A 25973-nucleotide genomic window follows, 5' to 3' on the forward strand; every position below is an offset into this window, starting at 1 on the left:
AGATGTATCAACAACCAGATGAAAAAGGCTTTTACGGTGATTTTGGCGGACAATTTGTTCCTGAAACACTCATGTTTGCCTTAAAAGAATTGACGGCCGCGTACGAAGATTCAAAAGAAGACGAAGCGTTTCAAAAAGAATTAGCCGCTTACTTAAGCGATTATGTCGGAAGAGAAACACCACTTTATTTCGCCGAACAATTAACAAAAAAACTCGGCGGGGCTAAAATTTATCTAAAAAGAGAAGATTTAAATCATACCGGAGCCCATAAAATCAACAATGCGTTAGGTCAAGTGTTACTGGCAAAGAAGATGGGGAAAAAGAAAATTATTGCTGAAACAGGTGCGGGACAACATGGGGTTGCGACCGCTACTGCTGCGGCTTTATTCGGTATGGAATGTACTATTTTTATGGGCGCACTGGATGTCAAACGCCAAGCCTTGAATGTCTTTCGGATGGAATTACTTGGTTCAAAAGTCGAAAGTGTGACAGCGGGAAATAACACGTTAAAGGATGCGGTCAATGAAGCCTTGCGTTACTGGGTCGCCAATGTGGAAGATACGCATTATATTTTAGGATCCGCGCTAGGACCTCATCCATTTCCTGAAATGGTCCGGGATTTTCAAAGCGTGATTGGCAAAGAAGCCCGCCAACAAATTCTAGCAAAAGAAGGCCGTTTACCAGACGTTGCGATGGCTTGTATTGGGGGTGGTAGTAACGCGATTGGTCTTTTTTATCCTTTTATCAATGACGAATCGGTTCGCTTAATTGGTGTCGAAGCCGGTGGAATGGGTGTAGAAACGGATGAACATGCGGCGACGATGACAAAAGGAGAAGTTGGCGTACTCCATGGGGCTCGTATGCATTTACTACAAGATGAGGACGGGCAAGTCATTGAACCGTATTCGATTTCAGCAGGTCTGGATTATCCCGGTGTCGGACCCGAACATTCTTATTTAGCACAAGTCAAACGAGCAGAGTACGTGGCAGTGACCGATGAGGAAGCCTTAGAAGCGTTCCATCTACTGTCGCAAACCGAAGGTATTATTCCGGCTTTGGAAAGTTCTCATGCTTTAGCGCAGGTAACCAAACTCGCACCAACGATGGATAAAGAACAAATTATCGTAGTCTGCCTTTCTGGACGTGGTGATAAGGATGTTCAACAAATAAAAGAAAAAATGGAGGCCGAGACGAATGGTCGATAAAAGTTTAACCGTCTATTTACAAGAAAAAAAAGCAGCCGGACAGAAAATTTTTGTGCCGTATATTGTGGCTGGGGGAAATGGACTGGAACGCTTAGAAGACGAAATCAAGACGTTAGCTGAAAATGGTGCTACGGCAATCGAACTTGGAATTCCTTTTTCTGATCCTGTGGCGGACGGTCCGATTATCCAGAAGGCCGCGTTAGAAGCCTTTAAGCATAATGTCACGTTCCAAAAAATTATCGAAAAATTACAAGTCATACATTCGCCGGTTCCAATTGTTTTAATGGGCTACGCGAATTCATTTTTTCATTACGGGTTAGAAAAGTTGTTGGTTGATTTAGAGAAGACCGATGTGAAAGGATTGATTATTCCTGACGTCCCTTATGAACATCGCGAACTAATTTTGCCGAAACTAGCGCAGACAGATATCGCTTTGATTCAGTTAGTGACCTTAACAAGTACGAAAGAACGGATGCAAAAATTAGTCGAGGTTGGCGAAGGCTTTATTTATGCCGTGACAGTCAATGGGACAACCGGCATTGGTCAAACGTATCGGGATTCGTTAAATGAACACTTAGCCTTTATTACGCAAATGAGTTCCATTCCTGTTCTAGCAGGCTTTGGCGTTTCAACGCGCGAGCAAGTGCAACGATTTAATGAATTTTGCGATGGGACAATTGTTGGCTCAAAACTCGTTGCTTCTTTAGCCGAAGAGGGCGTGGAAGCAACAGGTAGACTGGTGGCAGAACTGACAGGGAAGAATGAATAGCAAAAAAAGCGAACGATTCGTTGTTCGCTTTTTTTATTCCTCCCCATAGATCTCAAACCCAAAACCTTTAATATGATTCTTCAACATCGTTAAATACGACCGCGCAATCGGACTGAGCTCTTTTTGTTTTTGTGTCAACCAACCGAGCGTAATCGTATCATCGTACTCTAAAGGGATGGCGACAATTTTATCGTCGTTTAACTCACTACTAATAATACCGGAACTAATCGTATACCCATTCAGTCCCACCATTAAATTAAAAATCGTCGCACGGTCGCTGACTTGGACGTTCATTTTACGAACTAACGTGCTTAAAATTTCTTCTGAAAAGTAGAAGGAATTATTTTCTCCTTGCTCATAGGAAAGATAAGGATAGTCTTCCAGATCTTCTAATGTCAGGGATTTTTTTTGTGTTAAAGGATTGTCGCGACTGACAAAAACATGGGGTTTCGCATCAAAAAGGGGCGTAAAGACGAGATTTTTTTCTTTAAAGAGTTTGGTCATCACTTGTTTGTTAAAGGAATTTAAATACAAAATGCCGAGTTCACTCCGAAAACTAGTTAAGTCATTAAAAATATTTTCAGTTTCTGTTTCTCGTAACGTAAAACTATATTCATCGGTATCCACACTATGAATGAGTTCGACGAACGCATGCACAACGAATGCATAATGTTGGGCAGAAACGGAAAATGCTTGTTTACGCAATTGTTTATTTTTATATTTTTCTTCTAATAAATTGACTTGATCAAGGATTTGTCGACTATAAGCTAAGAATTCCCGTCCTTCTTCGGTTAAGGTGACGCCTCGTGGATTACGTAAGAGAAGTTGGACGCCCATTTCACTTTCAAGTTCTTTAATGGCATTGGAAATACTTGGTTGCGTTAAAAATAATTCTTTGGCTGCTTCGTTAATGGAACCTTTTTCGACAATTTTTTCTAAGTAGAGTAACTGTTCTAAGCGCATGAAAACCCTCCTTTTTTTCATACTATAGCAGAAGGTATAGTTTAAAGCTATAGCCAGGTCCTGTTTTTTACAATTATCGGGAAATCAAAAAGCGTGATAGATTATTACCTAACAACTCAAGGGGGAATAACTTATGACAACAACGATTATCGGTTTTCCAAGAATCGGCGAACAACGTGAATTAAAATATACGACTGAAAAATATTTCCGTCATGAAATGAACGCAGAAGAATTAGAAGCGTTTGGGAAAAGCTTACGTCAAAAACATTGGAACTTAATAAAAGACAGCGGAGTTGATACGATTCCAAGTAATGACTTTTCTTTTTATGATACGACATTAGATACCGCCTTTTTACTGAATTTAGTCCCTGAAGTATTAGCGACGATTGAATTATCCGATTTAGATAAATATTTTGCTTTGGCGCGTGGCTACCAAGGAGAAAAGGGCGACATCAAAGCACGACCGATGAAAAAATGGTTCAATACGAACTATCATTACATTGCACCAAAAATTGAACTAAACACAGACATTCAATTAGTCGGCACAAAAATCTTCGATGAGTATGTTGAAGCAAAAGAGTTAGGAATCGAAACGAGACCGGTGATTTTAGGTCCTTATTCCTTACTGCATCTCAGTGAACTGGATGAAGGGGTGAATCGCCAAGCGGTTATCGAGGCTTTCGTTGTAGCATACAAAGCAGTCTTCACTCGCTTAACAACGCTAGGAGCTGAGTGGATTCAACTAGATGAACCGGCTTTAGTCAAAGATTTAACGTCGGATGAAATTGCTGAATTTGAAGGGATTTATCAAAGTTTGTTAGCTGACGAGACCATCAAAGTCTTATTACAAACATATTTTGGCGATGTTCGTGATATTTACGAGACACTCATTGCACTTCCTTTTGCTGGAATTGGTTTAGATTTTATTGAAGGGATTCAAAATAAAGCACTTGTTCAAAAAGGATTTCCTAAAGACAAAATCTTAGTTGCAGGAGTGGTCAACGGGAAAAATATTTGGCGCAATAACTATCAAACAACATTGGATCTATTAACCGAATTAGACGTGAAAAATGTGGTGTTATCGACGTCATGCTCCTTACTTCATGTGCCTTTTACAACAGAAAATGAAACTTTCCCAGCTGAAATCAAAGAGCATTTCGCTTTTGCAAAAGAAAAATTAACAGAACTTTTGGAATTAAATGCGATTCTGGCTGGTAATGGGCAAGATGAATTAGCAGCCAACCAAGCCTTATTCACGAAAGAACGATTTGTAAAAAATAAAGCATTAAGTCAAAAAATTGCAAACTTAACAGAAAAAGATTTCACTCGTACGCCAGCTTTTGCTGAGCGTGAAGTCTTACAAAAAGCACAATTTAACCTACCTGTTTTACCAACAACGACGATTGGTTCTTTCCCACAAACGAAAGAGGTTAAACAAACCCGTGCGAAATTTACTCGCCAAGAAATCACCCAAGAAGCTTACGATAATTATATCGCAGCCCAGATTGACGACTGGTTGGCATGGCAAACATCGATTGATTTAGATATCTTAGTCCATGGAGAATTTGAGCGCAATGACATGGTGGAATACTTTGGTCAAAACTTATCGGGTTACTTATTTAGTCAAAATGGATGGGTACAATCTTATGGGACTCGTGGAGTGAAGCCACCAATCATTTGGGGTGACGTTGTACGAGAACAAGCCATTACTGTCAAATGGTCGCAATATGCGCAAAGTCAGACGGATAAAATTGTCAAAGGCATGCTGACAGGTCCGGTAACAATCTTAAACTGGTCGTTCCCTCGAGAAGATATTTCTTTGAGAGAGTCTACCTTGCAAATTGCGTTTGCGATTCAAGAAGAAGTCCTTGATTTAGAAGCAAATGGCATTCAAATGATTCAAATTGATGAAGCGGCGTTACGTGAAAAATTACCACTTAGAAAAACCGATTGGTACGAGGAGTATTTAGAGTGGGCCATTCCCGCATTTCGCTTAGTGCATAATAAAGTCCAAGCGAAGACGCAAATCCATACGCATATGTGTTATAGCGAGTTCACGGATATCATTTCAGCGATTGATCAAATGGATGCCGATGTGATTTCTTTTGAAGCTTCACGTTCCAATTTAGCGATTCTTGATGAATTACAACGCCAAAACTTTAAAACCCAAGTCGGACCAGGCGTTTATGATATTCACTCACCGCGAGTACCATCTGTGGAAGAGATTACGCAAACCATTGAGACGATTTTAACGAAAGTACCATTAGAAAAAGTTTGGATTAATCCAGACTGTGGCTTAAAAACTCGTGGAGTGCCAGAAACCCGGGCAAGTTTAGCCAACATGACGGAAGCAGTGAAAGAGATTAGAAAGGGGCTGTAGTCAATGCTTCAAGGCTTATCTTTTGAGGTTTTTCCTCCGAATACCACAATCGGAGTAAATAAATTAACCCAGACATTAAAGGAGTTGCAACAGTTACAACCAGCGTTTATTAGTGTGACGTGTAGCAATGGAACGAATCATGTGGCAGATACCACGGTTAAAGTGGCGAGTTACATCCATCAAGAATTGCATATTCCAACCATTGCTCATTTACCGGCAACCTATTTGTCAAAAGAGGAAGTCGATGAAGTGTTGCAGCAGCTGGACCAGTTGGGGATTCACCAAGTTTTAGCTTTACGTGGCGATATCTTAACGGATGTAGTTCCAAAAGCTGATTTTAAATATGCCGACGAACTGACTCGTTACATTAAGGAGCAAGCCCCTCAGTTTCAACTAACGGGGGCCTGTTATCCAGAGATGCATCCCGAATCCAGTAGTCGGATTACAGATATTCAAAACTTAAAGAAAAAAGTCGATGCCGGTTGTACGCAGTTGATTACCCAACTTTTCTTAGACAATGAGTTGTTCTATCGTTTCCAAGAGTCGTGCTATTTAGCAGGAATTGATGTGCCGATTTTGGCAGGGATTATGCCAATCGTCAATCGTAATCAAGCGTTGCGTTTGCTTAAGACAACCCAAACGCAATTGCCACGTAAATTCTTGGCCATCTTAGAAAAATATGAACACAATCCGATTGCGTTGCGTGATGCAGGACTCGCTTATGCGGTGGATCAAATTGTCGATCTTGTGACACAAGATGTTTCAGGAATTCATTTGTATACGATGAATGATGCTCAAATCGCTCAACGCATTGTCGAAAATACGCATTCTCTTTTTGGCGAGAATAAAGTACGAGTTGGATGAAACAAGAAATGTTCGCTTTTGATAAGGCGAATGTTTCTTGTTTTTTTGTGGGATCGAGGCTATCGCGTGCGAAGTAAAAACATCACTCGAAATAAAAATGAGTGAACGGATGCCTTTCCGATTGATTTAGTAACATTTTCGTCACCATTCCTTGTGAATAATTCAAACGAGCCATTCTTTTGATAAAATTCGAACGAAAGGCTGAAAAGAATTCGCTAATGGAATTGCTTTTTACTAGTTTATGTGGTTAAATTTTAGTAAACACTTAAAGGAAAGGTGAAATCATGGCTGGAATTAGAGATGTAGCAAAAAGAGCGGGTGTATCGATTGCAACCGTTTCGCGCGTTTTAAATGAAGATCCAACGTTATCCGTGACGGATGAAACAAAAGAAAAGATCGCTGAAGCCGTAGCATTTTTAAATTATAAAAAGAAAGTATCAAACACAAAGATGAAAGACAGTATTATCATCATCACAACGGTTTCCGAAAGCGATGAACTCGAAGATCCATATTTTCGTCGGATTCGGCGAGGAATTCAAATGGCGGCGGAGGCACGTAAAATTGCGATTAAACAAACAATCCGTTTGAGTGAAACGCCATTAGACGAAGAGGAACTTAAAAAATGTGGGGCAGTTTTAATGATTGGACAAGTTTTACCGGAAGTGACCGCCTTAGTGAAACAACTGAATCCGAAGTTAATCGTGATTGACGATCCCCAAACGGATCCACAAGTGGATGCGATTTACACGAACTTTCAAGCGGCGACCTATGCCCACTTAGATCGCTTATATCAACAAGGACATCGCAATATTGCGTTTATTGGGGGCAAGCGAATCTTACTTGATGCCAAAGGAACACGCTATGAGTGCGAGGAAGATCAACGACAACTAGCCTATGAGTGGTGGATGCGCGAAAAAGGCTTGGATGATTATGTACACGTTTACTTAAATGGTTGGAGTACGTTAGATGGCATGAAAGCAGGCGAAGAATTAATTCAAGCACAAGCGCAGTCTTTACCGAGTGCCATTATGGTAGGGAATGATCCGATTGCAGTAGGTGTTTACCGCGCCTTGAAAAAAAATAATATTCGCATACCAGAGGATGTCTCGATTGTTAGCTTTGATAATATTGAAGTTGCAGAGTATTTAACGCCATCGTTAAGTACAGTGAGTATTCATACAGAAGAAATTGGTAAATTAGCTGTTAGCTTAGCCAAGGAGATGCTAACAGAAGATAAAAAGATACCGGTTCATGTCATTGTATCGTATGAAATGATTGTGCGTGAGAGCGAGAAAGAAGTTCGTTCTTTATAGTTAACAGTTCAGAAAGTGTTAACCAAAAATGTTTACTTTTATTTAACTAAAATAGTTGACATTTTAACTGGTTAACATTATGATATAACTATCAAAGAAAACGCTAACACATTATGAGGGGGAAATACAAATGAAAATCAACAAAAAAATGACTTATGCAATGGCGATGTTTGGAGTGACACTTTTACTAGGGGCATGCGGCAACGGCAACTCGGCAGATGATGGCAAGACAGAAATTGAATTTTTTAGTCAAAAGAAAGAAATGCAAGCCACATTACAAGAAATTATCGATGATTTTGAAAAAGAAAATCCAGATATTAAAGTCAAATTTACCAATGTACCGGATGCGGGTACTGTTTTAAAAACACGGATTTCAAGTGGTGATGCACCTGATGTGATTAACGTCTTCCCACAAAATGCGGATTTTCAAGAATGGGCAAAAAATGATGTTTTCGCAGATTTAACCGAGAAAGAATATTTAACTAATTTATCCGAAGGCGCGGGCGAAACCTACGCGATTAACGACAAAATTTATTCAGTCCCTCTAACAAGTAATGCTTGGGGATTCTTCTATAATAAAGATAAATTTGAAGAACTTGGATTAGAAACACCGACCACTTGGGCAGAATTTGAAACACTTGTGCAAACAATCCAAGATAAAGACGAAGTTCCTTTTGCTTTATCATTAACACAAGCAGATGCTTGGACGCTAAATGGCTACCATCAATTAGCTTGGGGAACAGTGAATGGCGGTTTTGAAGGGGCAAACGATGCACTCGTTCGCAGTCCTAAAGGCGGCATTCAAGTCGGTAATGCAGACTTTGATAAAGTAGCGGATCAATTAGACTTATTAAACGGAACGGGTCAAAAAAATGCGAATGGCGCAACGTATGATGACGCGGTAGCAACATTTGCGAAAGAAGAAGCGTTAATCTTCCCGAACGGCATTTGGGCATTGCCAGCAATTAAAAATCAAAGCCCAAGTTTTGAAATTGGCATGTTTGCTTATCCTGGTCAATCCGCTGATGAAGCGATGACTGTTGGGGCGGCAGACTTAGCACTATCGATTTCTGAAAGCTCAGAAAACAAAGAAGCAGCGAATACCTTTGTGGAATATATGACGACAAAAGCAGCAATGCAAAAATATTACGATGTTGACGGCGCACCAACTTCAGTGACGGCAGTAGAAACAGAAGGCCGCTTCCCAGAAACAGAAGGCGTTACTCAATATGTCTTCACGGATCAACAAATCGTGTGGTTACAAAAAGAATGGACATCAGAAGAAACATTCCATCATTTAACCGTTGAATATGTGAACAATCAAGATAGAGAACAGTTAGCAACAAACTTAAATAACTTCTTTGACACAATGAAGTAGATAGTAAGAGGGGATTATAATGAAAAAAGGTAGTGTACTCAATCGGAACTGGGCGTATTTATTCGTCCTAGTTCCTATCGCCTTACAATTGATTTTTTTCTACGCACCAATGGCACAAGGATTTTATTATAGTTTTACTAACTGGACGGGCTTAACGAATAATTATGACTTAATCGGTTTTCAAAACTATCAAGCCATTTTAAGTGATCAGCGATTTATGAAGTCGGTCAGTTTTACCGTTATCTTCACCATTGGTTTGATTGTGGGTGAGGTTTTAATTGGGATCATGGTGGCACGTTTTTTAAATCGCAAAATCAAAGGTGTCGGTTTTTTCAGAACAGCGTATTTCTTTCCAGCCGTTCTAAGTACCGTGACACTAGGACTGATTTTTAAACAAGTATTTAACTACGGCTTACCTCAATTAGGAGAGAAATTAGGGATTGGCTTTTTAGAACAAAACCTGATTGCGAACGAGAAAACAGTCTTTTGGGGCGTCTTGTTCGTCGCACTTTGGCAAGGAGTAGCGATGCCAATTGTCATCTTTTTAGCGGGCTTACAAAGTATTCCAGAAGAAATTTTGGAAGCTGCTTCAATCGATGGTGCAACGAATCGTCAGAAGTTTCGTCATATCGAATTGCCTTATTTACTACCTTCATTGAGCATGGTATTTATTATGGCACTAAAATCTGGCTTAACAGCTTTTGACTTGATTTTTGCTTTAACAGGTGGTGGACCAAGTGATAAAACAACGACACTCGGTTTATTAGTCTATAATTATGCGTTCAAGAGTAATCAATATGGGTATGCCAATGCGATTGCCGTGGTCTTATTCCTAGTGATTGCCGTCATTTCGATTATCCAAATACGTTTGTCTAAACGTTTTGAAGTGTAAGGGGAGAAAATAACATGAAACAAAAAGGTTCATTTTTTAATTACTTATTTTTAAGTGTCGGTTTTGTTGTGATTTTTGTTCCTTTATATTTAACGGTGATCAGCTCATTTAAAGAAACAAATCAAATTACGGGGAACTTTTTCGGACTTCCGAATCCATTTACAACCGATAATTTTCAACGACTCATTTCAGATGGGATTGGCCAATATTTTTGGAATTCGACGCTCATTACCGTAGTATCCATTGCGCTCATTACTTTTTTTGTCCCAATGGCGGCATTCTCAATTGCCAGAAACATTTCTAAGAAAAAAGCCTTTGCGTTAATGTATTCGTTTTTAATTCTTGGTATCTTTGTTCCTTTCCAAGTTATTATGATTCCGATTACATCGATGATGACAAAATTAGGACTATCAAATATTACAGGATTGATTATTTTATACTTAGCTTACGCTGTGCCACAAACCTTATTTTTATACGTTGGTTACATTAAAACAGCTATTCCGGTTGACCTGGACGAAGCTGCTGAAATTGATGGTTGTGGCAAATTCCGGATGTATTTCCAAATTATGTTTCCTTTAATGAAACCAATGCATGCGACGACTTTAATTATCAATGCATTATGGATTTGGAACGACTTTTTACTCCCGTTATTGTTATTGAATAAAGATGATTCGAACTGGACATTACCGCTCTTCCAATATAACTATCAAGGGCAGTACTTCAGTGATTATGGACCATCATTTGCTTCTTATGTCGTCGGAATTATTGTCATTCTCTCTGTTTACTTAGTTTTCCAACGTAACATTATTTCAGGGATGACGAATGGATCGGTTAAATAATCGCTTATCAAATCGAAAAATAAATGAAAGTGAGTCTATAAAATGATTACATTTAATAAGGAACAACAAGTGTTTCATCTGTGTAATAATCAAATTAGTTACTTAATTGAAGTGGAAGAACATGGGTATTTAGCGCATCTTTACTTCGGAAAAAAAATTAACCATTATTCAGGTCACTACCAGTATGTGCGCGATATGCGCTCCTTTGGTCCCTATCCAGAAGCAGCTGACCACGATACTTTTTCGTTAGATACGGTCATGTTAGAATACCCAGGTTATGGCTTTGGTGATTTTCGTGAACCGGCCTATAATTTCAAGTTGAAAGATGGTAGTCGAATAACTGATTTTCGTTATGACTCTTTCGAAATTGTCCAAGGGAAATGTACGATTGAAGGATTGCCCCATTTATATACGAATCAAGAGACGGAAGCTGAAACCTTAATCATTACCTTAAAAGATGACGTAGCCAAGTTACGCTTGAAATTGAACTATACGATTTATCAAGATTACGCAACCGTGATCAGATCCACAACGTTAATTAACGATAGCGCAGAGACGGTTGAAATCAATCAATTAGCGAGTCAAGCACTCGATTTTCCGAATCGTTCATTTGAATTGATTCATTTGAATGGCGCTTGGGGAAGAGAACGTCAATTAACCAGAGAAAAGATTGAAATTGGAACGAAAGTCTTGGATAGTAAACGAGGTTCTAGTAGCCATCATCAAAACCCATTTGTGACACTTGTCGAACCAACAACAACCGAATTTCAAGGGGAAGCCTATGGATTTTGTTTGGTTTATAGCGGAAACCATCAAACCGTTATTGAAAAAGACAACTATAGTCAAACGCGGGTAGTGATGGGCATGAATCCTTTTAACTTTGCATGGCAATTACCAGCAGGTGAAAGCTTCCACTCACCAGAAGTCGTGAATGTGTACAGTAATCAAGGGTTAAATCAAATGTCAAAAACATACCATGATTTATTCAATCATCATCTCATTCGTGGAGAACATCAATTAAAAGAACGTCCCGTTTTAATTAATAACTGGGAAGCAACGTATTTTGATTTTGACGATGCTAAAATTCACGGTATTGTTGATGAAGCACAAGCGTTAGGAATTGAGATGTTTGTCTTAGATGATGGATGGTTTGGTGAACGTAAAGATGACCATCGTTCGTTAGGTGATTGGTATGAGTTTGAAGGCAAGCTTGAACAAGGATTAGAAGGGATTGCCCAATATGTTCACGATAAAGGCATGAAATTCGGCTTGTGGTTTGAGCCTGAAATGATTTCCAAAGATAGTGATTTACACCGAGCGCATCCTGATTGGGTGTTAAGTGTTCCAGGACGACCGCGTTCATTGAGTCGTCAACAGCATGTCTTAGATTTCTCGCGTGCGGATGTCAGAGACCATATCTATCAACAAATGACAGCCATCTTAGATCGTGTGCCGATTGATTATATTAAATGGGATATGAACCGGAATATGACGGAAGTTTATTCTCTGTTGCTAGATCCTGAGATGCAAGGAGAAGTCTCTCATCGCTATATTTTAGGATTATATGAATTCATGGAGAAATTAACCCAAGCATATCCACACATATTATTTGAAAGTTGTTCAGGTGGTGGCGGTCGCTATGACGCGGGAATGCTTTATTACATGCCACAAACATGGACAAGTGATAATACCGATCCAATTGCACGCTTGAAGATTCAGTATAGTACGAGTCTTGTTTATCCGATCTCAACAATGGGCGCACATGTTTCGGCGATTCCAAATCATCAAACGGGACGTGAAACAAGCCTGGATATTCGCGGCAATGTCGCAATGTCTGGTGTCTTAGGCTATGAACTTGATTTAACGACGCTATCCGAGGAAGAAAAAGCCTTAATTGTGAAACAAGTTGACTTCTATAAAGAACACCGTCAATTACTGCAATTTGGAGATTTCGTTCGTCTGAAAAGTCCGTATGAAGAAAATGAAGTGGCTTGGATGTTTGTCTCAAAAGATAAAAAAGAAGCCATTGTCTTTTATTTCCGCGTTCTTGTCGAAGCTTCAGCACCTTATGTCACATTGAAGTTAGCACATTTAGATGAAACACTAGAATATCAAATTGCGAATCACGTGATTTCAGGTGATGCGTTAATGAATATCGGCATGTACATCGATCCGAAATTACATGGTGACTATGCAACACAAGCCTTTATTTTAAAAGCGAAGTAAAAAAGCACATCAACACAAAAGCGATAGCAAGACTGTTTAGGCAGTCTTGCTATCGCTTTTGATTTTGTTTAAAAAGATTCATCGCAGGATAAATCTTTTTTGAAAAGTCATTTGTTACTCAATGCTGTATCAATTATTGTTCGATTGCTTCGGCTTTTTTTACCGCAGATAATAAGCTTTGGAAGAAGAAGAACAGTCCGATACTTAAAATGATGTGTCCTAGTCCAGCCATACCACTAATCGCTGCGTGTTCACCTTTTCCTAACACTTGCATGCTACCTCGGATGATCATCATTAAAACCGTTAATCCAAGACCACTGTTATACAGGATATAGAATTTTTTAAAGTTTTTTTCTTTGGAGAGATGGAAGGCTTTTTCTAACAATAGAACAATTAAGAAAAAGAACATACCTAATACTAATAAATGGGTGTGTAAAACACTGAGTTGTGTCACTCCGGTAAACTCATTCATCTTGGTGAACTCACGGTAAAAAATACCTGACACGAGTCCTAAAATAGTGTACGACATACTGGCTTGCGCGATTTTTTTCAATTAAATAACCCTCTCTATCATCCAATTTCGGTTGCTTTAATCGGTTCGTATAAGAAGTTCATACGAGTGATTAAGACTAAAGTGACATTTTGTCACTACTCATTAAATCTAGCATATCTTGTCTTTCTTGTCTAGTCTCGTGCAACAATCAAAAGAGGATGCAATGCCGTGATTTCTTCCTCACAAAAAAGGATTCGCTTTCAATTATCCTTGATGTAATCTTTTCAGAATTTTTTTTCAGATCCTTCATTTATTAGTTGTCAATTTTGGTTTTTTCTGTTTGAATAGTACAAGAGCATTTCTTTTGTTTTCAATATAGATGAGGGGTATGTGGAAAATGGTAAAGAAAATCGGTTTTGATCCAAAAAAATATATCGAAGAGCAATCGAAGTATATTTTAGAGCGTGTGAATCATTATGATAAGTTGTATCTTGAATTTGGAGGGAAACTCATTGGTGATATGCATGCGAAACGAGTATTGCCGGGCTTTGATCAAGATGCAAAAATTAAGTTATTACATAAACTAAAAGATCAAACAGAAATTATCATTTGTGTCTATTCAGGTGATATTGAACGTAACAAAATTCGTGGGGATTATGGGATTACATACGACATGGATATTATGCGTTTAATTGATGAATTGAGTGATTACGAACTAGCCGTCAATAGCGTAGTAATTACCCGCTATCGTGGTCAACCCTCAACGAAAATTTTTATTAATAAATTAGAGCAACGTGGGATGAAAGTGTATACGCATCGTGAGATTGAAGGCTATCCTGTGAATGTCGATCAAATCGTGAGTGACGAAGGATTTGGACAAAATGATTACATTCCAACAACGAAACCAATTGTGGTTGTAACGGGACCAGGAGCTGGCAGTGGCAAACTTGCAACTTGTTTGAATCAACTGTATCACGAGAGTCGTTATGGACATACAGGTGGTTATTCGAAGTTTGAGACATTCCCTGTTTGGAATATCCCATTAAAACACCCACTGAACATTGCATATGAAGCCGCAACGGTCGATTTAAAAGATGTCAATATGATTGACTCGTTTCACTATGATTATTACGGAGAAGTGGCGATTAATTATAATCGAGACATTGAGACGTTCCCGATTATTAAACGGACAATTGAACGGATTACTGGAAGAGAATCTGAGTTTCATTCACCAACCGATATGGGTGTGAACCGCATTGGCTTTGGGATTATTGATGATGAAGTGATTCAAGAAGCGTCCAGACAAGAAATCATTCGTCGTTATTTTGAAACCGAAAGCAATTATAAAAAAGGATTAACTGATATTGACCCCGTGAATCGCATTCAAATGATTATGGAAGAATTAGATTTGCGTCCTGAGCATCGCGTTTGTGTTAAACCTGCGCGTGAGTATTCTGAGCGCTTAAAACAAAGCAAGGAATGGGATCAAGAATTCACACCGCCTGTCATGGCCTTAGAATTAACGGATGGCCAGATTATTACTGGAAGAGGATCTGAATTAATGGATGCCAGCGCTTCTGCTGTGCTCAATGCCATTAAGTCGTTAGCCAATATTAGCGATGATATCTTGTTATTATCGCCTAATATTTTAGAGCCGATTCAGCAATTAAAAGCCAATGAACTATCCGGTCGTATTACCTCGCTAAATGTTTCTGAGATACTGATTGCCTTATCTATTAGTGCTGTAACCAATCCAACCGCTCAAATCGCTTACAGCAAGCTATGGGAGCTAAAAGAGACACAAGCACATTCAACGGTCATTTTAAATAAAGATGATGAGCAAATTTTAAGAAGTTTGGGAATTTCATTCACTTGTGATCCAAACTTCCCATCTAAAAACTTGTTTTACGTCTAATGTAGTGCCTGGTTTTCGTGCTTTGAATAATGAGAGATGTTTTTCTAAATCAATTCTAGAAGTTCGATAACCCCAAAAAAACAAAAAGAAAGTCTGCAATGGGACTTTCTTTTTGTTTTTTTATGCTTTAAGTATTAAAAATCGCTTGTTGTCACGAGTATTTATGAATAAAAAAACATCGCGCTGACGATAATCAATTGCAACAATAGAATCAAAGGAATGCCATACTTAAATCGTTTCTTCTGAGTTTTGTGGCGGAAGAGGTGACTGCCAATAAAAATGCCAATCGCACCACCACACAGGGCCACGATAAATAATGTTTTCTCTTGAATCCGCCAAGCACCTTTGATGGCTTTGGCTTTGTCGCGGTACATCAAAAAGACTGCAAGGCTATTGATGCATAAGAGATAACTCAGAATAAAGGAATAAAATGTCAACAAAATCGCCTCTTTCTTGTTTTCTATCGGTTAATTAAAACAATTATATGATTATTTTTAAAAACTCACAATTAACCAATCTAAAACGGAGCTTTATTTTCTTAATTAGGGGTGATTAATTTATCAATTATCAAACGTAAACGTTCTCCATGTGTTTGATAGCCGATTTGTTTGAACACCTCTAACTGCTTGTTCATTTTGTCCATATCGATCTCCTTAGTTAAGAGATATGTATAAATCATTTGGTAAAAAGCTTGATGAGATTTCAAATAAAAATAATGGATTGAATCAGGTAAATCAATGATTTTTTGTAAGAACTCTTGCAATAGTGACTTGTTTCTTTTAATGGCTGCGTAGTGACAACCATTTAATAGTGCAATACTGATAATATTCGAGTATAGATAATCATCCGAATGCACCGTGATTTTATTTAAAATAGATTCAATATGATGTTGCAGTATCGATTCGTCAAAAATGAACAAGAGATTAATAAAAAAAGAAAACTCAAAATTCCCCCATGTTTCAATGCGGAAGAGGTAGTCTTGTGCCATTTTGGCATGTTTTTTGAATAAGTCCGAATCGAAATCGCCTGCTTGACGGGCGTTTTCAAGATAACCTTGTAGGTAGAGCAACAAATAAAAGACATCATTCGTTTGTTTATATTCCGTTTGAAGTAATTCTAAAAACTCACTTGTTAAAGTTTGCTCGTAGTGTCGATAATGATATTCGGCTGAATATTTTTGTTTTTTAGTAGAATCGCCCTCGTTAAGTAATAGTCGAAATTCATTCGGTGTGATATTTAATCGATCTAAATAATTAAATAGCAGTTCAGATGAAAGATGAGTATTGCGATTCTCGAATGACGAGAGTGTGCTTCTCGATGAAAGTCCCTGTGATAAAGATTTTTGTGAAAGATTTCTTTCTTTTCGTAGCTTTTTTAATAAATCTCCTTGCTTCATTGAAGTAAAACCCTCCCTTTTTGACGCATTTTCGATCATAATTAACTTTTATTTATTTTAGCGTGTATAATTTAATTTGTAAATGATTCACTATTTCGATGAATGACAGGTGAGTTTGGAATGGATAATATACATCCTTTATTAGAAATGAGACAATCTCCCGTTACATTTGTGAGGGAGGTTAGACGTTAAATATATGTAATGTATCAATATTATTAATAGTAGATTTTAACATGATGTAGCAAACTAGACTGTTGTTGTTTACATTGTTTGGCTCTTTGATTTTTTGCGCGTCCTTTGCTTATACCGGTGACAATATGGTGATATCAACAATTGATCATGAAGGTGTACTTTCAAATTTGAATAAGGATACCTCTGAAATTCAACCACAAATTCAATGGGCTGAAGTACCATTGGTTCAGTTTGTTAGAGAAAAATATTCGAATGGATCTTGGATTCGCACGAGCACACAGACCTTGAGTATAATGACTATCAGTCTATTAAGAATCCTATCCTAAAATAATAAGATATATCTATAAGTTTTCTTCAATATAAAGGTCTCCATAGCATGAGTAAGTGCTCTAATTAACAGTTGATGTATAGTAAGTCAAAGCGTTTTTATATTTGGTGTATCATAGTCTATATTTAAACCTTTGAATTTCTCTACAAAATAGAGCGTTATTCCGCACATTTGGAGTAGAGCTCTATTATTTCATATTATATTTTAAATAGATTAGATCCTAATTCCCACATTACTAAATCGTAAGTTTAGATATTATGTAATATCGGGGATTCAAGCTAAAGTTGATTTTCATAGTTTTTACTTTCCTATCATTTGAATCGAATTTAAGGAAGAAGGGTGAAGATGAAAAAGAAAAAATGGGTTGTTTTGGTTGGTGTTATAGCAGTTGCAATTGGCGGTTGGTTTTATCAAGAAGTAAAAGAAAACGAAGTCGCGGAGGCTCAAGAAGAGCTTAAAAGTAATCAACAATTAGTCGGTAAAGATGGAGATTTGACGTTGGCTGTTGAAAGATTGGAAGATGCTTCAGGTTATTTGAAGATGAACATAAAAGAAAATGATTTTACCCAGTTAGAAGCACAATTGGCAGCCGTGAAATCTGAAAATAATCAATTGATTGCTAAATACAAGTTAAAATCCAATGCGGTACGTCACGTTGAACGTTTAGAAGAAAGGTTAAGTTTACTTCGTCAACGCTTTGAGTTTCAAGAGGAAATCAATCAGTTATTTATTGATGGTACAGCAATTAATCAGGGAGTCTTCAATCAAAAATTAGTTTTGAAAAAAGACCTGACTCAGCTTGATATCGAGAAGCTAGAAAAGTCGTTTGAACAAATGTTTGAATACCAAGAAGATTCGTGGATTACAATGATGGAGCAGTCACTAGAAGCCATTTTAGGACAAGTTATTATTATTAATAATGCTTCAAGGATGATTGCTGATTCCAAAGTTGAAGATGCAAAAAACTTAGTGATTTTGCTAAATAACCTTACAGCAACTGAAACAAAAATGGCGTTGCTTTCCCAAATGACAGGGGAATTGCAGGAGGCTGTTTTTGAAGAATTACAGCTAAGTAATAGATTGTAGATATTAGAATATTCACGAAGCAGGTTTCGAATCATAAATTACACAATAAAAAAGGTCAACGCTAATCATTACGGTTAGCGTTGACCTTTTTTGTATTTGGAGTATGCAAAGGGATCTATGCAGGTAGTCCCTTCGGTTACTTTTACCATAACTCCTTGAATTCCAGTATTCTTAATTTGCTTGCACATTTATAGGGACTTCAATATAAAAGAGCATAGCTAAAAGAAAGAGTTGTTTTTATATTCAAAGAGAAATATATATTGTTGGTTTTAATGCAAGCTGTAATAAAAAATAAAATGATGATAGAAATTAGTCACATAATAGTTCTTATACTAATAGTTATAATAGATACTACTGTTCAGGAATATTCTGTTTTTGTGAATCTATCTTTTTTCAGATGGATACTTACTTTGCAGATTTTGGTTGAGATTCAGACAATTGTTTTAATCTTACCTGAAACGAGAGTAACCAATATAATAAATAAAGGGATTTATAGACTAGTAAATATTCTCATCAACAAAGAAAAAAAGTGAAAAAACAAGATTTGGTGATGATGCATCATTATGTCTAGAAAAGAAAAACTATTTGATATATTAAATCGAATAGCTTTTCTTGTTATTTATTTAAAATAAGCTTCAAATATTATTCCTCCCAGTCTTCAGCCTCATGAGTCACTTTAAGATCAAATTCCAGATGATTTGAATGATTTCTTGCGTTAAGTTTGAACAAGCTTTCCATATAATAATAACGAATGTACAGTGTATCTACATCCTTTACGGGACGTTCATCAAGCTTAATGGAGAAAATATAAGTTCCAATCTCACCTTTTTCTATTGGTTCTTGGGGGAGAGACGAAACAACATAAGGCTGTTCCCCTCTATCTGTAATAAAAGCTGTTTGACCAACCATAGGAGTTAGTTTTATAGGGTTATCGTGATTGAAATTTTGAACTTCTAATTCTAGCTTAATGTTATGATTTTGTTTTTGATATTCCCTTAGCTGAGACTCCGTATAATATTCTTTCATTGCTTCAGTACTTTCAGTAGAAAGTTTTTTAAATGTTAAGCCAATCAATGGCTCGCCATCCTCATATATAATTCCCTGTTCATTATTCCGATAAAAATCTTTATCTGTTGTGAATCGTGTATCGTATACAGGTTTTGAATATTTAAAATCACCTAACCGAATGGCTTCAGCTTTACTCAATTTTTTTGGCTCTGAGGCGCATCCAGTCAAAAGTAAAAAAAGAAATAAATAAAATAGTTTTTTCTTCAAGAGCTTAACCTCCCACAATTTATAAATATTGATTCGATTAGACCGTATCATATTTATAAAATAATTAATACTAAAATAAATCAAAAATATAAGTTGTCACAACTTAATGACTTAATTGTTATTATCAGGTTTTGAATCAGTTCCTGAAGGTGGTTGTAAAGTATGACCGACCATCTTCAGTCTTATTCGGGCTGTTCAGCATGAGCTTGGGATTGTAGTAATAGCTAATAATTTTGGGCCAACAACGATAAGTAAATGGAATAGTCCAGTTTCTCAATTACTATTTGAAGATAAAAACATAAAATTATTAAGTTGATTTAGTACTGAACCCTTAAAGCTAGAGTGAAAATTTCAACTTTAGGGATGTTTTATACGAATAAATAGCTTTTTAAAAGAGCCCAAATTCATTTGTAAACTAAAATTGATTTTGTTAATATATAAGATAACTGAATTTTTTTACATTCATTGAGATTAGTGAAGTAAGAGTGATAGGAATGGTGTGCTGTGAGTTATTTGAAAGAGCACGTCTATAGGAGGAAGTTATGGAAAAAGGAACACGAGAATGGTTTTTGCGCTTTGTAAAAGGCATGTTTATTGGATCTGGGTTTATTTTGCCAGGAGTTAGTGGTGGCGCATTAGCGGCTATATTTGGAATTTATGAGCGAATTATTTCATTTTTAGCCCACATTACGAAAGATTTTAAAGAAAACGTGCGCTTTTTCTTACCGATTGGTTTAGGAGGCGTAACGGGCGTTTTTCTGTTATCGTTTGGTGTGAGTTTTTTATTAGGTACGTACGAAGTGATGATTATGTGGTTTTTTGTAGGCTGTATTGTAGGAACGGTTCCAGCACTTTGGAAAGAAGCTGGCCGTGAGGGTCGCTCGAATCGCGATATCATGATTTTAATTGGGAGCTTTGTTGCCGGTTATTTATTCTTATGGCAAGGTTCTTCTTTGTTTTCAGAAGTTCAACAAAACTTTTGGACGTGGCTGATTGCAGGTGGCTTAATTGGTTTAGGAATGATTGTTCCAGGTCTCAGTCCTTCTAATTTTTTAATTTACATGGGAATGTATAAAGCGATGTCTGATGGAATCAAGGAACTGAATTTTAGTGTTATTGTACCGATTGGAATTGGTGGTATCGTCACTGTTTTAGGATTATCCAAAATTATGGACTATATCTTCAGCAAAGCGTATGCGCAACTGTTTCATTTTATTCTAGGGATTGTCTTTGCATCAACCGTTATGATTATCCCAACAGATTATGCCGGTTTTACTGGAATGAACTATGTTGCTTCCTTTTTATTACTACTAGCAGGAATTGCGCTAGGTGCTTGGATGAGTCGCTTAGAAGAAAAATACAAATAAACGAATCAAGGTGTGATCAAAGAGCGGACTTTGATCACACCTTGATTTTTTATTGTCTTTAATTTTTTCATAATTTCTCAAGAAACAAAGGCATTGTTTAACTTCGTTTGGTACGATTATTTTTAGCTGAAAAAAATCAGTAACTATCTTTCAAGGAGTAAACAACAATGTTAGAAACTGTCCTTTCCTTTTTTCAAGAGAGTGTAAATCCCAAAGTACTTGTTTTTTTGATTTCACTCTTGCCAATTTTAGAGCTTCGAGGCGCCTTAATTGCGGCGAGTTTATTGGGGGTTCCATGGCAAGTAGCCGCGCCTCTTGCGGTTGTTGGGAATTTATTACCGGTCCCATTTATTATTTATTTTATTGAATCTATTTTGAACTTTTTAGCTATTCGTGGACCGATTCAAAAAATTGCCAGTAAGCTGATTCAAAAAGGAAGAGCGGGTGGCGAAAAGATGTTAGAAAAATATCCTAACCAGTTGATGTTAGGGTTGTTTTTATTTGTCGCGATTCCTTTGCCAGGAACAGGTGCTTGGACAGGCGCGTTAATTGCGGCCTTACTAGGCTTACCACCCAGAAAGTCAATACTGCCAATCGCCTTAGGAATTATGGTTGCCTGTCTGCTAATGTTACTCTTGACCTACTTTGTTCCAGGACTATTTGGTTTTAAGGCGTAATGACTCGACGATAATGTGCAAGCAAAATTTTTTATATAATATTTTACATATTGATTAAAGGATATAACTACTATTTAACGTTTTTAGTGGTTATATCCTTATTTATTGACTAAAATATATATTTTTTTATATATATTATTGACGATTAAAAATAAAGAATGTATAATCACTTTATATTCAAATGTGAATTTTAGCACAAAAACAATAAAAAATATTCTCGCTTATTTTTTATAGGAATTAATTTTTGTTTTTTGCGTTTGTTTATTGCGTGTTTTAGTGGAGATGTCATTGATAGAACGATGATGTCTCGTGTTGGCAATCGATTAAGAAGATAAAAGGAAAATATCGAAAAGCGAGTAAAGGAATAAAAATACTTGTTACAAAACGAACGATCACTGGAAAGGAAGAAAAAAATGAATCATATTATTGGAATTATTGGCACAAACTCAGAACAATCGACCAACCGGACGTTATTGACGTTTATGGCACGTCATTTTGCGAAAGACGCGACGATTGAAGTCGTTGAAATTAAGGATATCCCAATGTTTAATAAACCAAGTAACATGGAAGTTCCAAAAGAGGCCCTCGCATTAGCTGCAAAAATTGAAGCGGCGGATGGGGTCATTATTAGTACTCCGGAGTATGACCATGCTGTTACGGCATCTTTGATGAACGCCTTAAGTTGGTTATCGTATGGTATTTATCCTTTTGTCGATAAACCGGTCATGATTACCGGGGCGTCTTATGGCACATTAGGTTCTTCGAGAGCTCAAGCTCATTTACGTCAAATTTTAAATGCTCCTGAACTAAAAGCTCGTATCATGCCAAGTTCAGAATTTTTATTAGGTCATTCCTTACAAGCATTTGATGAAGAAGGAAATTTAAAAGATCAAAATCAAGTAGCCGAATTAGAAGGATTATTTAGCGACTTCACGACCTTTATGGCGATTATGAAACAACTCAATCACGCACACGAAGCCAATAAAAAAGCAGCTGAAAACTTCTCATGGGAAGACAATAAATAAGAATAGAGGAATCGAAAAATGAAATTAGTTGGAATTGTCGGATCAAATGCAGAAATGTCATACAATCGTTTATTATTAGCATTCATTGCCAAAAACTACAAAAAACAGTTTACATTAGACATTTTAGAAATTAAAGATTTGCCGCTATTTAACCAAAGCGATGACCAAACGAATAGTCCAGAAGTGCAATATATCAATCAAAAAATTAAAATGGCTGATGGTGTAATTATTGCGACCCCGGAACATAATCACACGATTCCGGCTGCCTTAAAAAGTGCGTTAGAATGGCTATCATTTAATATTCATCCTTTAGAAAATAAACCTGTAATGATTGTTGGGGCGTCCTACTATAACCAAGGCTCTTCCCGTGCGCAGTTGCATCTACGCCAAATTCTAGATGCACCCGGTGTGAATGCGATGGTGATGCCAGGAAATGAATTTTTATTAGGAAATGTGAAGCAAGCTTTTGATGAAAATGGTCATCTCAAAGAACAACGGACGATTGATTTTTTAACGGTTTGCCTAGAGAAATTTATGAAGTTCGTCGAGATGGTGACGGTTATACAAGCGCCAAAACCAGCACTGCCTGCTGAAGATTTGCATGCAACAGGTAAAGTTGCGACAACGGTTGAGGGAATTGAGATGGCCGCTGAAGATTGGTTAGAACAAGCTGCCAAACAAACGAATGCCGCAGAAGGAAGCGACTACGTCAAATTGGACCGCGGTCTCTTAACGGTGGATCAATTAAATTACTTCTTAGCGTCAATGCCGATGGAATTAACCTACGCCGACCACAACAATCAATTTTTATATTACAATAAAACACAAGAAGCAGGCGAAATGTTAGCTGCGCGGACGCCTGGACAAGTCGGTAATCCCTTAGCCAATTGTCATCCAGAAGCTGCGTATAAAAACGTCGAGTGGGTGATTCAACAATTACGTTCTGGCGCGACCGATATCGTTCAAGTTCATGTACCAAAACAAGTCCCTGAAAAATACATTGTTCATAACTATCAGGCGATGCATGATCAAGATGGAAACTACATGGGCATCAATGAATACATCTGGGATTTAAAACCGACGATTGAATGGTATTTAAAACAAACCGGTCAAACACTCGTTGGTAGCGAAACAGTTGATGCTGTCTCAAGTGCTTCTGTCAGTGATCATGGCGAAGTCGATGGCGTATCGAGTGCGTCTACTAAATATTAAAGAATGATGAAAAAACAGAAGAAGTGAATCATTCACTATCTGATTTTTCTAAAGGATGGTATGATAGTGCAATGAGGAAGGACGGATGGATGAAGTTGAAAAAAATACTTTTTCTTGTTTTAGGTGGGATCACCTTTACACTCGGGACGATTGGGATATTTGTACCATTCGTACCGACTACAGGTTTTTATTTAGCAACAAGTTTTTTGTGGTTGCGAAGTTCAGACAAAATGTACCAACGCTTTATTCAATCAAGCTATTATCAAACGTATATTGTGGATATCTTAGTGAAAAAGAATATTTCCGTTAAAGGAATGCTCTCGATGTTTGCTATGATGGGAGTTGTCTTTGCATTACCGATTGTGTTAGTTCAATCGCTGTTCTTGAAGATGATGTTGGGCTTTATTTATATAGCACACGTTATTGGGTTAACGTGGTACCTTAAATTCCATCCTAAAAAAGTGGTACTGAAACAAGCAAAAAAAGATCTTGGTAACTCATAAGAGTTTACCAAGATCTTTTTTTGCTTGTATAACTTTTAGTGTTGATGACGGACATTCGTATCATTTTTCAACACTTTTTCTAGGTATATCATTTTTAGTGTCGATGGATACATCACTATACTATTTTCTTGTATCATTTTTTTCATTTTTTGAAAAAATGCACATCAAAAGGAGAGTCGACACTAGCGGACCGGAGAAAAATACCTTGTGTCAGCTGCGTTAAAAGACGAAATGTGAATTACTCTAGGTTCGTGCTTTAGCACTTACCTAGAGTTTGAAGCTTTCGAGCTGAGAGACTACAGGCTCGAAGCGGTCTCGCAGCACCATCCACAAGGCGGTTTTTCGTAGGGTAGCGCGAGGTTCCATCAACACTATTTACCGAAGAGCCCTTTTTTTCGATTAGTCTGTAAAGTTATCAAAGTAACCTTGGATGTAAACCATTGGCGTTCCTTTGTCACCACTACCAGAAGTCAAATCACACAGAGATCCGATTAAATCGGTTAATTTACGAGGTGTCGTACCTTGTGCTTCCATTTTACCGACAAGATCGACTTGTTTGTTTTTGATATGTTCTGAAATAGCAGCTTTTAATTCTTCCCCTTTTAAATGGGCGAAGTTATTATCAGCTAAATATTTTAGTTTGATTTCGTTAGGCACACCGTCTAAACCGCTCGTGTAACCTGGTGATACTACTGGATCAGCAAGTTCCCAAATTTGTCCAACTGGATCTTTAAAGGCACCGTCACCATAGACCATCACTTCCACTGTTTTTCCAGTGGCTGCTTTAATTTTTTCTTGAATAGAATCCACAATCGGTTGGCAATTGTTCGGGAAGAGTTTAACGCTTGTGTCCGTTGCTTTGTTTGAGCCGAGTAGGCCGTATGATTCGTTAAAGCCACTACCATCAATTGATTGGGTTAAAATATCATCTAAACCATAAACCGTTTCGCCACCGTTTGCTTTTAAAATGCGTTTTGTGCGGAAACGTGAGTGAATGTCACATGTTAAGACATCTTTCGTGTAATCTAAGATTGTTTTCGCGTTATTTGAAAAGATTACTTCACATTCTGTTCCTTCTGCTTGAATAAGTGATTTATAATATTCAATATAATCCACTCCAGTAAAGGCATGTTCAATGATTCCAAAGTGTTTACGAAAATCAGCTTCAGATAAGACGTCGGTCCAAGGGTTAATTCCTTTATTATCTAGGTCTTCAATATCGACTAAATGATTTCCCACTTCATCAGATGGGTAGCTTAGCATTAAGACGATTTTTTTTGAGCCACGAGCAATTGCTTGTAAAAGAGTTGAAAAACGATTGCGACTAAGAATAGGGAAGATAACACCAATCGTGCCTTTTTCGAATTTTGTTTTGATATCCGTTGCGATTGCATCAATACTTGCATAGTTTCCTTGCGCACGTGCAACGATTGATTCTGTAATTGAAATGATATCGCGATCTTCGATGGTATATCCTTCTGCTTTAGCAGCTTCGAGTACCGTTTCAACCGTAATTTGTTCGATATCGTCCCCTTCGTTGATAATTGGACTACGAAGTCCACGTACGACAGTTCCAACAGCTCTTGTCAAATGAATCTCTCCTCTAATGAGTAAATTTTTTGTTTGCTATTCATTACTTATTTACTATACCATAAGAGAGTGGTATAAATAAAAT

Annotated in this window: 22 protein-coding genes; 16 read left to right on the forward strand and 6 right to left on the reverse strand. The window is 37.4% G+C overall.

Annotated elements, in window-relative coordinates:
• Nucleotides 1-2 precede the first annotated feature (2 nt).
• Complete coding sequence (gene trpB / locus RU93_RS04205) at nt 3-1205, forward strand: tryptophan synthase subunit beta (protein ID WP_071874361.1); 1203 nt, start codon at nt 3-5, stop codon at nt 1203-1205.
• Entirely contained in the window at nt 1195-1974 is a 780-nt protein-coding gene (gene trpA, locus RU93_RS04210; protein ID WP_071874362.1) for a tryptophan synthase subunit alpha, read from the forward strand. Before trpB ends, trpA begins: the two co-directional genes overlap by 11 nt.
• Before the next feature lie 33 nt (nt 1975-2007).
• On the opposite strand, the gene RU93_RS04215 is transcribed toward trpA, so the two are convergent.
• Nucleotides 2008-2937, reverse strand: a complete 930-nt coding sequence (locus RU93_RS04215; protein ID WP_071874363.1) for a LysR family transcriptional regulator — start codon at nt 2935-2937, stop codon at nt 2008-2010.
• A gap of 133 nt (nt 2938-3070) precedes the next feature.
• Between RU93_RS04215 and metE the strand changes: the two genes are divergently transcribed.
• From metE to RU93_RS04250, 7 genes are all read left to right on the forward strand, one after another.
• On the forward strand, nt 3071-5317 hold the full coding sequence (gene metE / locus RU93_RS04220; protein ID WP_071874364.1) for a 5-methyltetrahydropteroyltriglutamate--homocysteine S-methyltransferase: 2247 nt from the start codon (nt 3071-3073) through the stop codon (nt 5315-5317).
• A 3-nt stretch (nt 5318-5320) separates the two neighbouring features.
• Nucleotides 5321-6181: a methylenetetrahydrofolate reductase [NAD(P)H] gene (metF, locus tag RU93_RS04225; protein ID WP_071874365.1), complete on the forward strand. Its 861-nt coding sequence runs from the start codon at nt 5321-5323 to the stop codon at nt 6179-6181.
• Between the two features lie 284 nt (nt 6182-6465).
• A complete protein-coding gene (locus RU93_RS04230; RefSeq protein WP_071874366.1) occupies nt 6466-7494 on the forward strand; it encodes a LacI family DNA-binding transcriptional regulator in 1029 nt (342 codons plus the stop codon).
• 130 nt (nt 7495-7624) lie between these two features.
• Complete coding sequence (locus RU93_RS04235; RefSeq protein ID WP_071874367.1) at nt 7625-8872, forward strand: ABC transporter substrate-binding protein; 1248 nt, start codon at nt 7625-7627, stop codon at nt 8870-8872.
• A 19-nt stretch (nt 8873-8891) separates the two neighbouring features.
• The gene (locus RU93_RS04240; protein ID WP_071874368.1) at nt 8892-9764 is read left to right on the forward strand and encodes a carbohydrate ABC transporter permease; all 873 of its coding nucleotides are present in this window, start codon (nt 8892-8894) and stop codon (nt 9762-9764) included.
• Between the two features lie 14 nt (nt 9765-9778).
• On the forward strand, nt 9779-10603 hold the full coding sequence (locus RU93_RS04245; RefSeq protein WP_071874369.1) for a carbohydrate ABC transporter permease: 825 nt from the start codon (nt 9779-9781) through the stop codon (nt 10601-10603).
• A gap of 42 nt (nt 10604-10645) precedes the next feature.
• Entirely contained in the window at nt 10646-12829 is a 2184-nt protein-coding gene (locus tag RU93_RS04250) for an alpha-galactosidase (protein WP_071874370.1), read from the forward strand.
• A gap of 133 nt (nt 12830-12962) precedes the next feature.
• Here RU93_RS04250 and RU93_RS04255 read toward each other — a convergent pair whose 3' ends face one another.
• A complete protein-coding gene (locus RU93_RS04255; RefSeq protein WP_071874371.1) occupies nt 12963-13382 on the reverse strand; it encodes a DUF2871 domain-containing protein in 420 nt (139 codons plus the stop codon).
• A gap of 337 nt (nt 13383-13719) precedes the next feature.
• Between RU93_RS04255 and RU93_RS04260 the strand changes: the two genes are divergently transcribed.
• Nucleotides 13720-15237 carry a DUF1846 domain-containing protein gene (locus tag RU93_RS04260; protein WP_071874372.1) on the forward strand — a complete coding sequence of 506 codons (1518 nt, stop codon included), beginning with the start codon at nt 13720-13722 and terminating at the stop codon, nt 15235-15237.
• Nucleotides 15238-15398: 161 nt separating this feature from the next.
• Here RU93_RS04260 and RU93_RS04265 read toward each other — a convergent pair whose 3' ends face one another.
• The gene (locus RU93_RS04265) at nt 15399-15674 is read right to left on the reverse strand and encodes a DUF1294 domain-containing protein (protein WP_245785367.1); all 276 of its coding nucleotides are present in this window, start codon (nt 15672-15674) and stop codon (nt 15399-15401) included.
• 101 nt (nt 15675-15775) lie between these two features.
• On the reverse strand, nt 15776-16633 hold the full coding sequence (locus RU93_RS04270; protein WP_071874374.1) for an Rgg/GadR/MutR family transcriptional regulator: 858 nt from the start codon (nt 16631-16633) through the stop codon (nt 15776-15778).
• 865 nt (nt 16634-17498) lie between these two features.
• Between RU93_RS04270 and RU93_RS04275 the strand changes: the two genes are divergently transcribed.
• Nucleotides 17499-18239: a hypothetical protein gene (locus RU93_RS04275; protein WP_071874375.1), complete on the forward strand. Its 741-nt coding sequence runs from the start codon at nt 17499-17501 to the stop codon at nt 18237-18239.
• Between the two features lie 642 nt (nt 18240-18881).
• On the opposite strand, the gene RU93_RS04285 is transcribed toward RU93_RS04275, so the two are convergent.
• Nucleotides 18882-19514: a hypothetical protein gene (locus RU93_RS04285; RefSeq protein ID WP_071874377.1), complete on the reverse strand. Its 633-nt coding sequence runs from the start codon at nt 19512-19514 to the stop codon at nt 18882-18884.
• Between the two features lie 542 nt (nt 19515-20056).
• On the opposite strand from RU93_RS04285, the gene RU93_RS04290 reads away from it, so the two are divergent.
• The 5 genes from RU93_RS04290 to RU93_RS04310 all read left to right on the forward strand — a co-directional run bounded on the left by RU93_RS04290 (nt 20057) and on the right by RU93_RS04310 (nt 24298).
• Entirely contained in the window at nt 20057-20881 is an 825-nt protein-coding gene (locus RU93_RS04290) for a DUF368 domain-containing protein (protein WP_071874378.1), read from the forward strand.
• A gap of 167 nt (nt 20882-21048) precedes the next feature.
• Nucleotides 21049-21558 carry a COG2426 family protein gene (locus RU93_RS04295; protein ID WP_071874379.1) on the forward strand — a complete coding sequence of 170 codons (510 nt, stop codon included), beginning with the start codon at nt 21049-21051 and terminating at the stop codon, nt 21556-21558.
• A 413-nt stretch (nt 21559-21971) separates the two neighbouring features.
• Nucleotides 21972-22583 carry an NADPH-dependent FMN reductase gene (locus RU93_RS04300; protein WP_071874380.1) on the forward strand — a complete coding sequence of 204 codons (612 nt, stop codon included), beginning with the start codon at nt 21972-21974 and terminating at the stop codon, nt 22581-22583.
• Nucleotides 22584-22601: 18 nt separating this feature from the next.
• Nucleotides 22602-23795 (forward strand): NAD(P)H-dependent oxidoreductase, encoded by a 1194-nt coding sequence (locus tag RU93_RS04305; RefSeq protein WP_071874381.1) that lies wholly within the window; start codon nt 22602-22604, stop codon nt 23793-23795.
• Nucleotides 23796-23890: 95 nt separating this feature from the next.
• The gene (locus tag RU93_RS04310; protein ID WP_071874495.1) at nt 23891-24298 is read left to right on the forward strand and encodes a YbaN family protein; all 408 of its coding nucleotides are present in this window, start codon (nt 23891-23893) and stop codon (nt 24296-24298) included.
• Between the two features lie 399 nt (nt 24299-24697).
• On the opposite strand, the gene RU93_RS04315 is transcribed toward RU93_RS04310, so the two are convergent.
• On the reverse strand, nt 24698-25888 hold the full coding sequence (locus RU93_RS04315) for a coenzyme F420-0:L-glutamate ligase (protein ID WP_071874382.1): 1191 nt from the start codon (nt 25886-25888) through the stop codon (nt 24698-24700).
• Nucleotides 25889-25973 lie beyond the last annotated feature (85 nt).

The sequence above is a fragment of the Enterococcus aquimarinus genome, assembly GCF_001885765.1.
GTDB classification, from domain to species: domain Bacteria; phylum Bacillota; class Bacilli; order Lactobacillales; family Enterococcaceae; genus Enterococcus_I; species Enterococcus_I aquimarinus.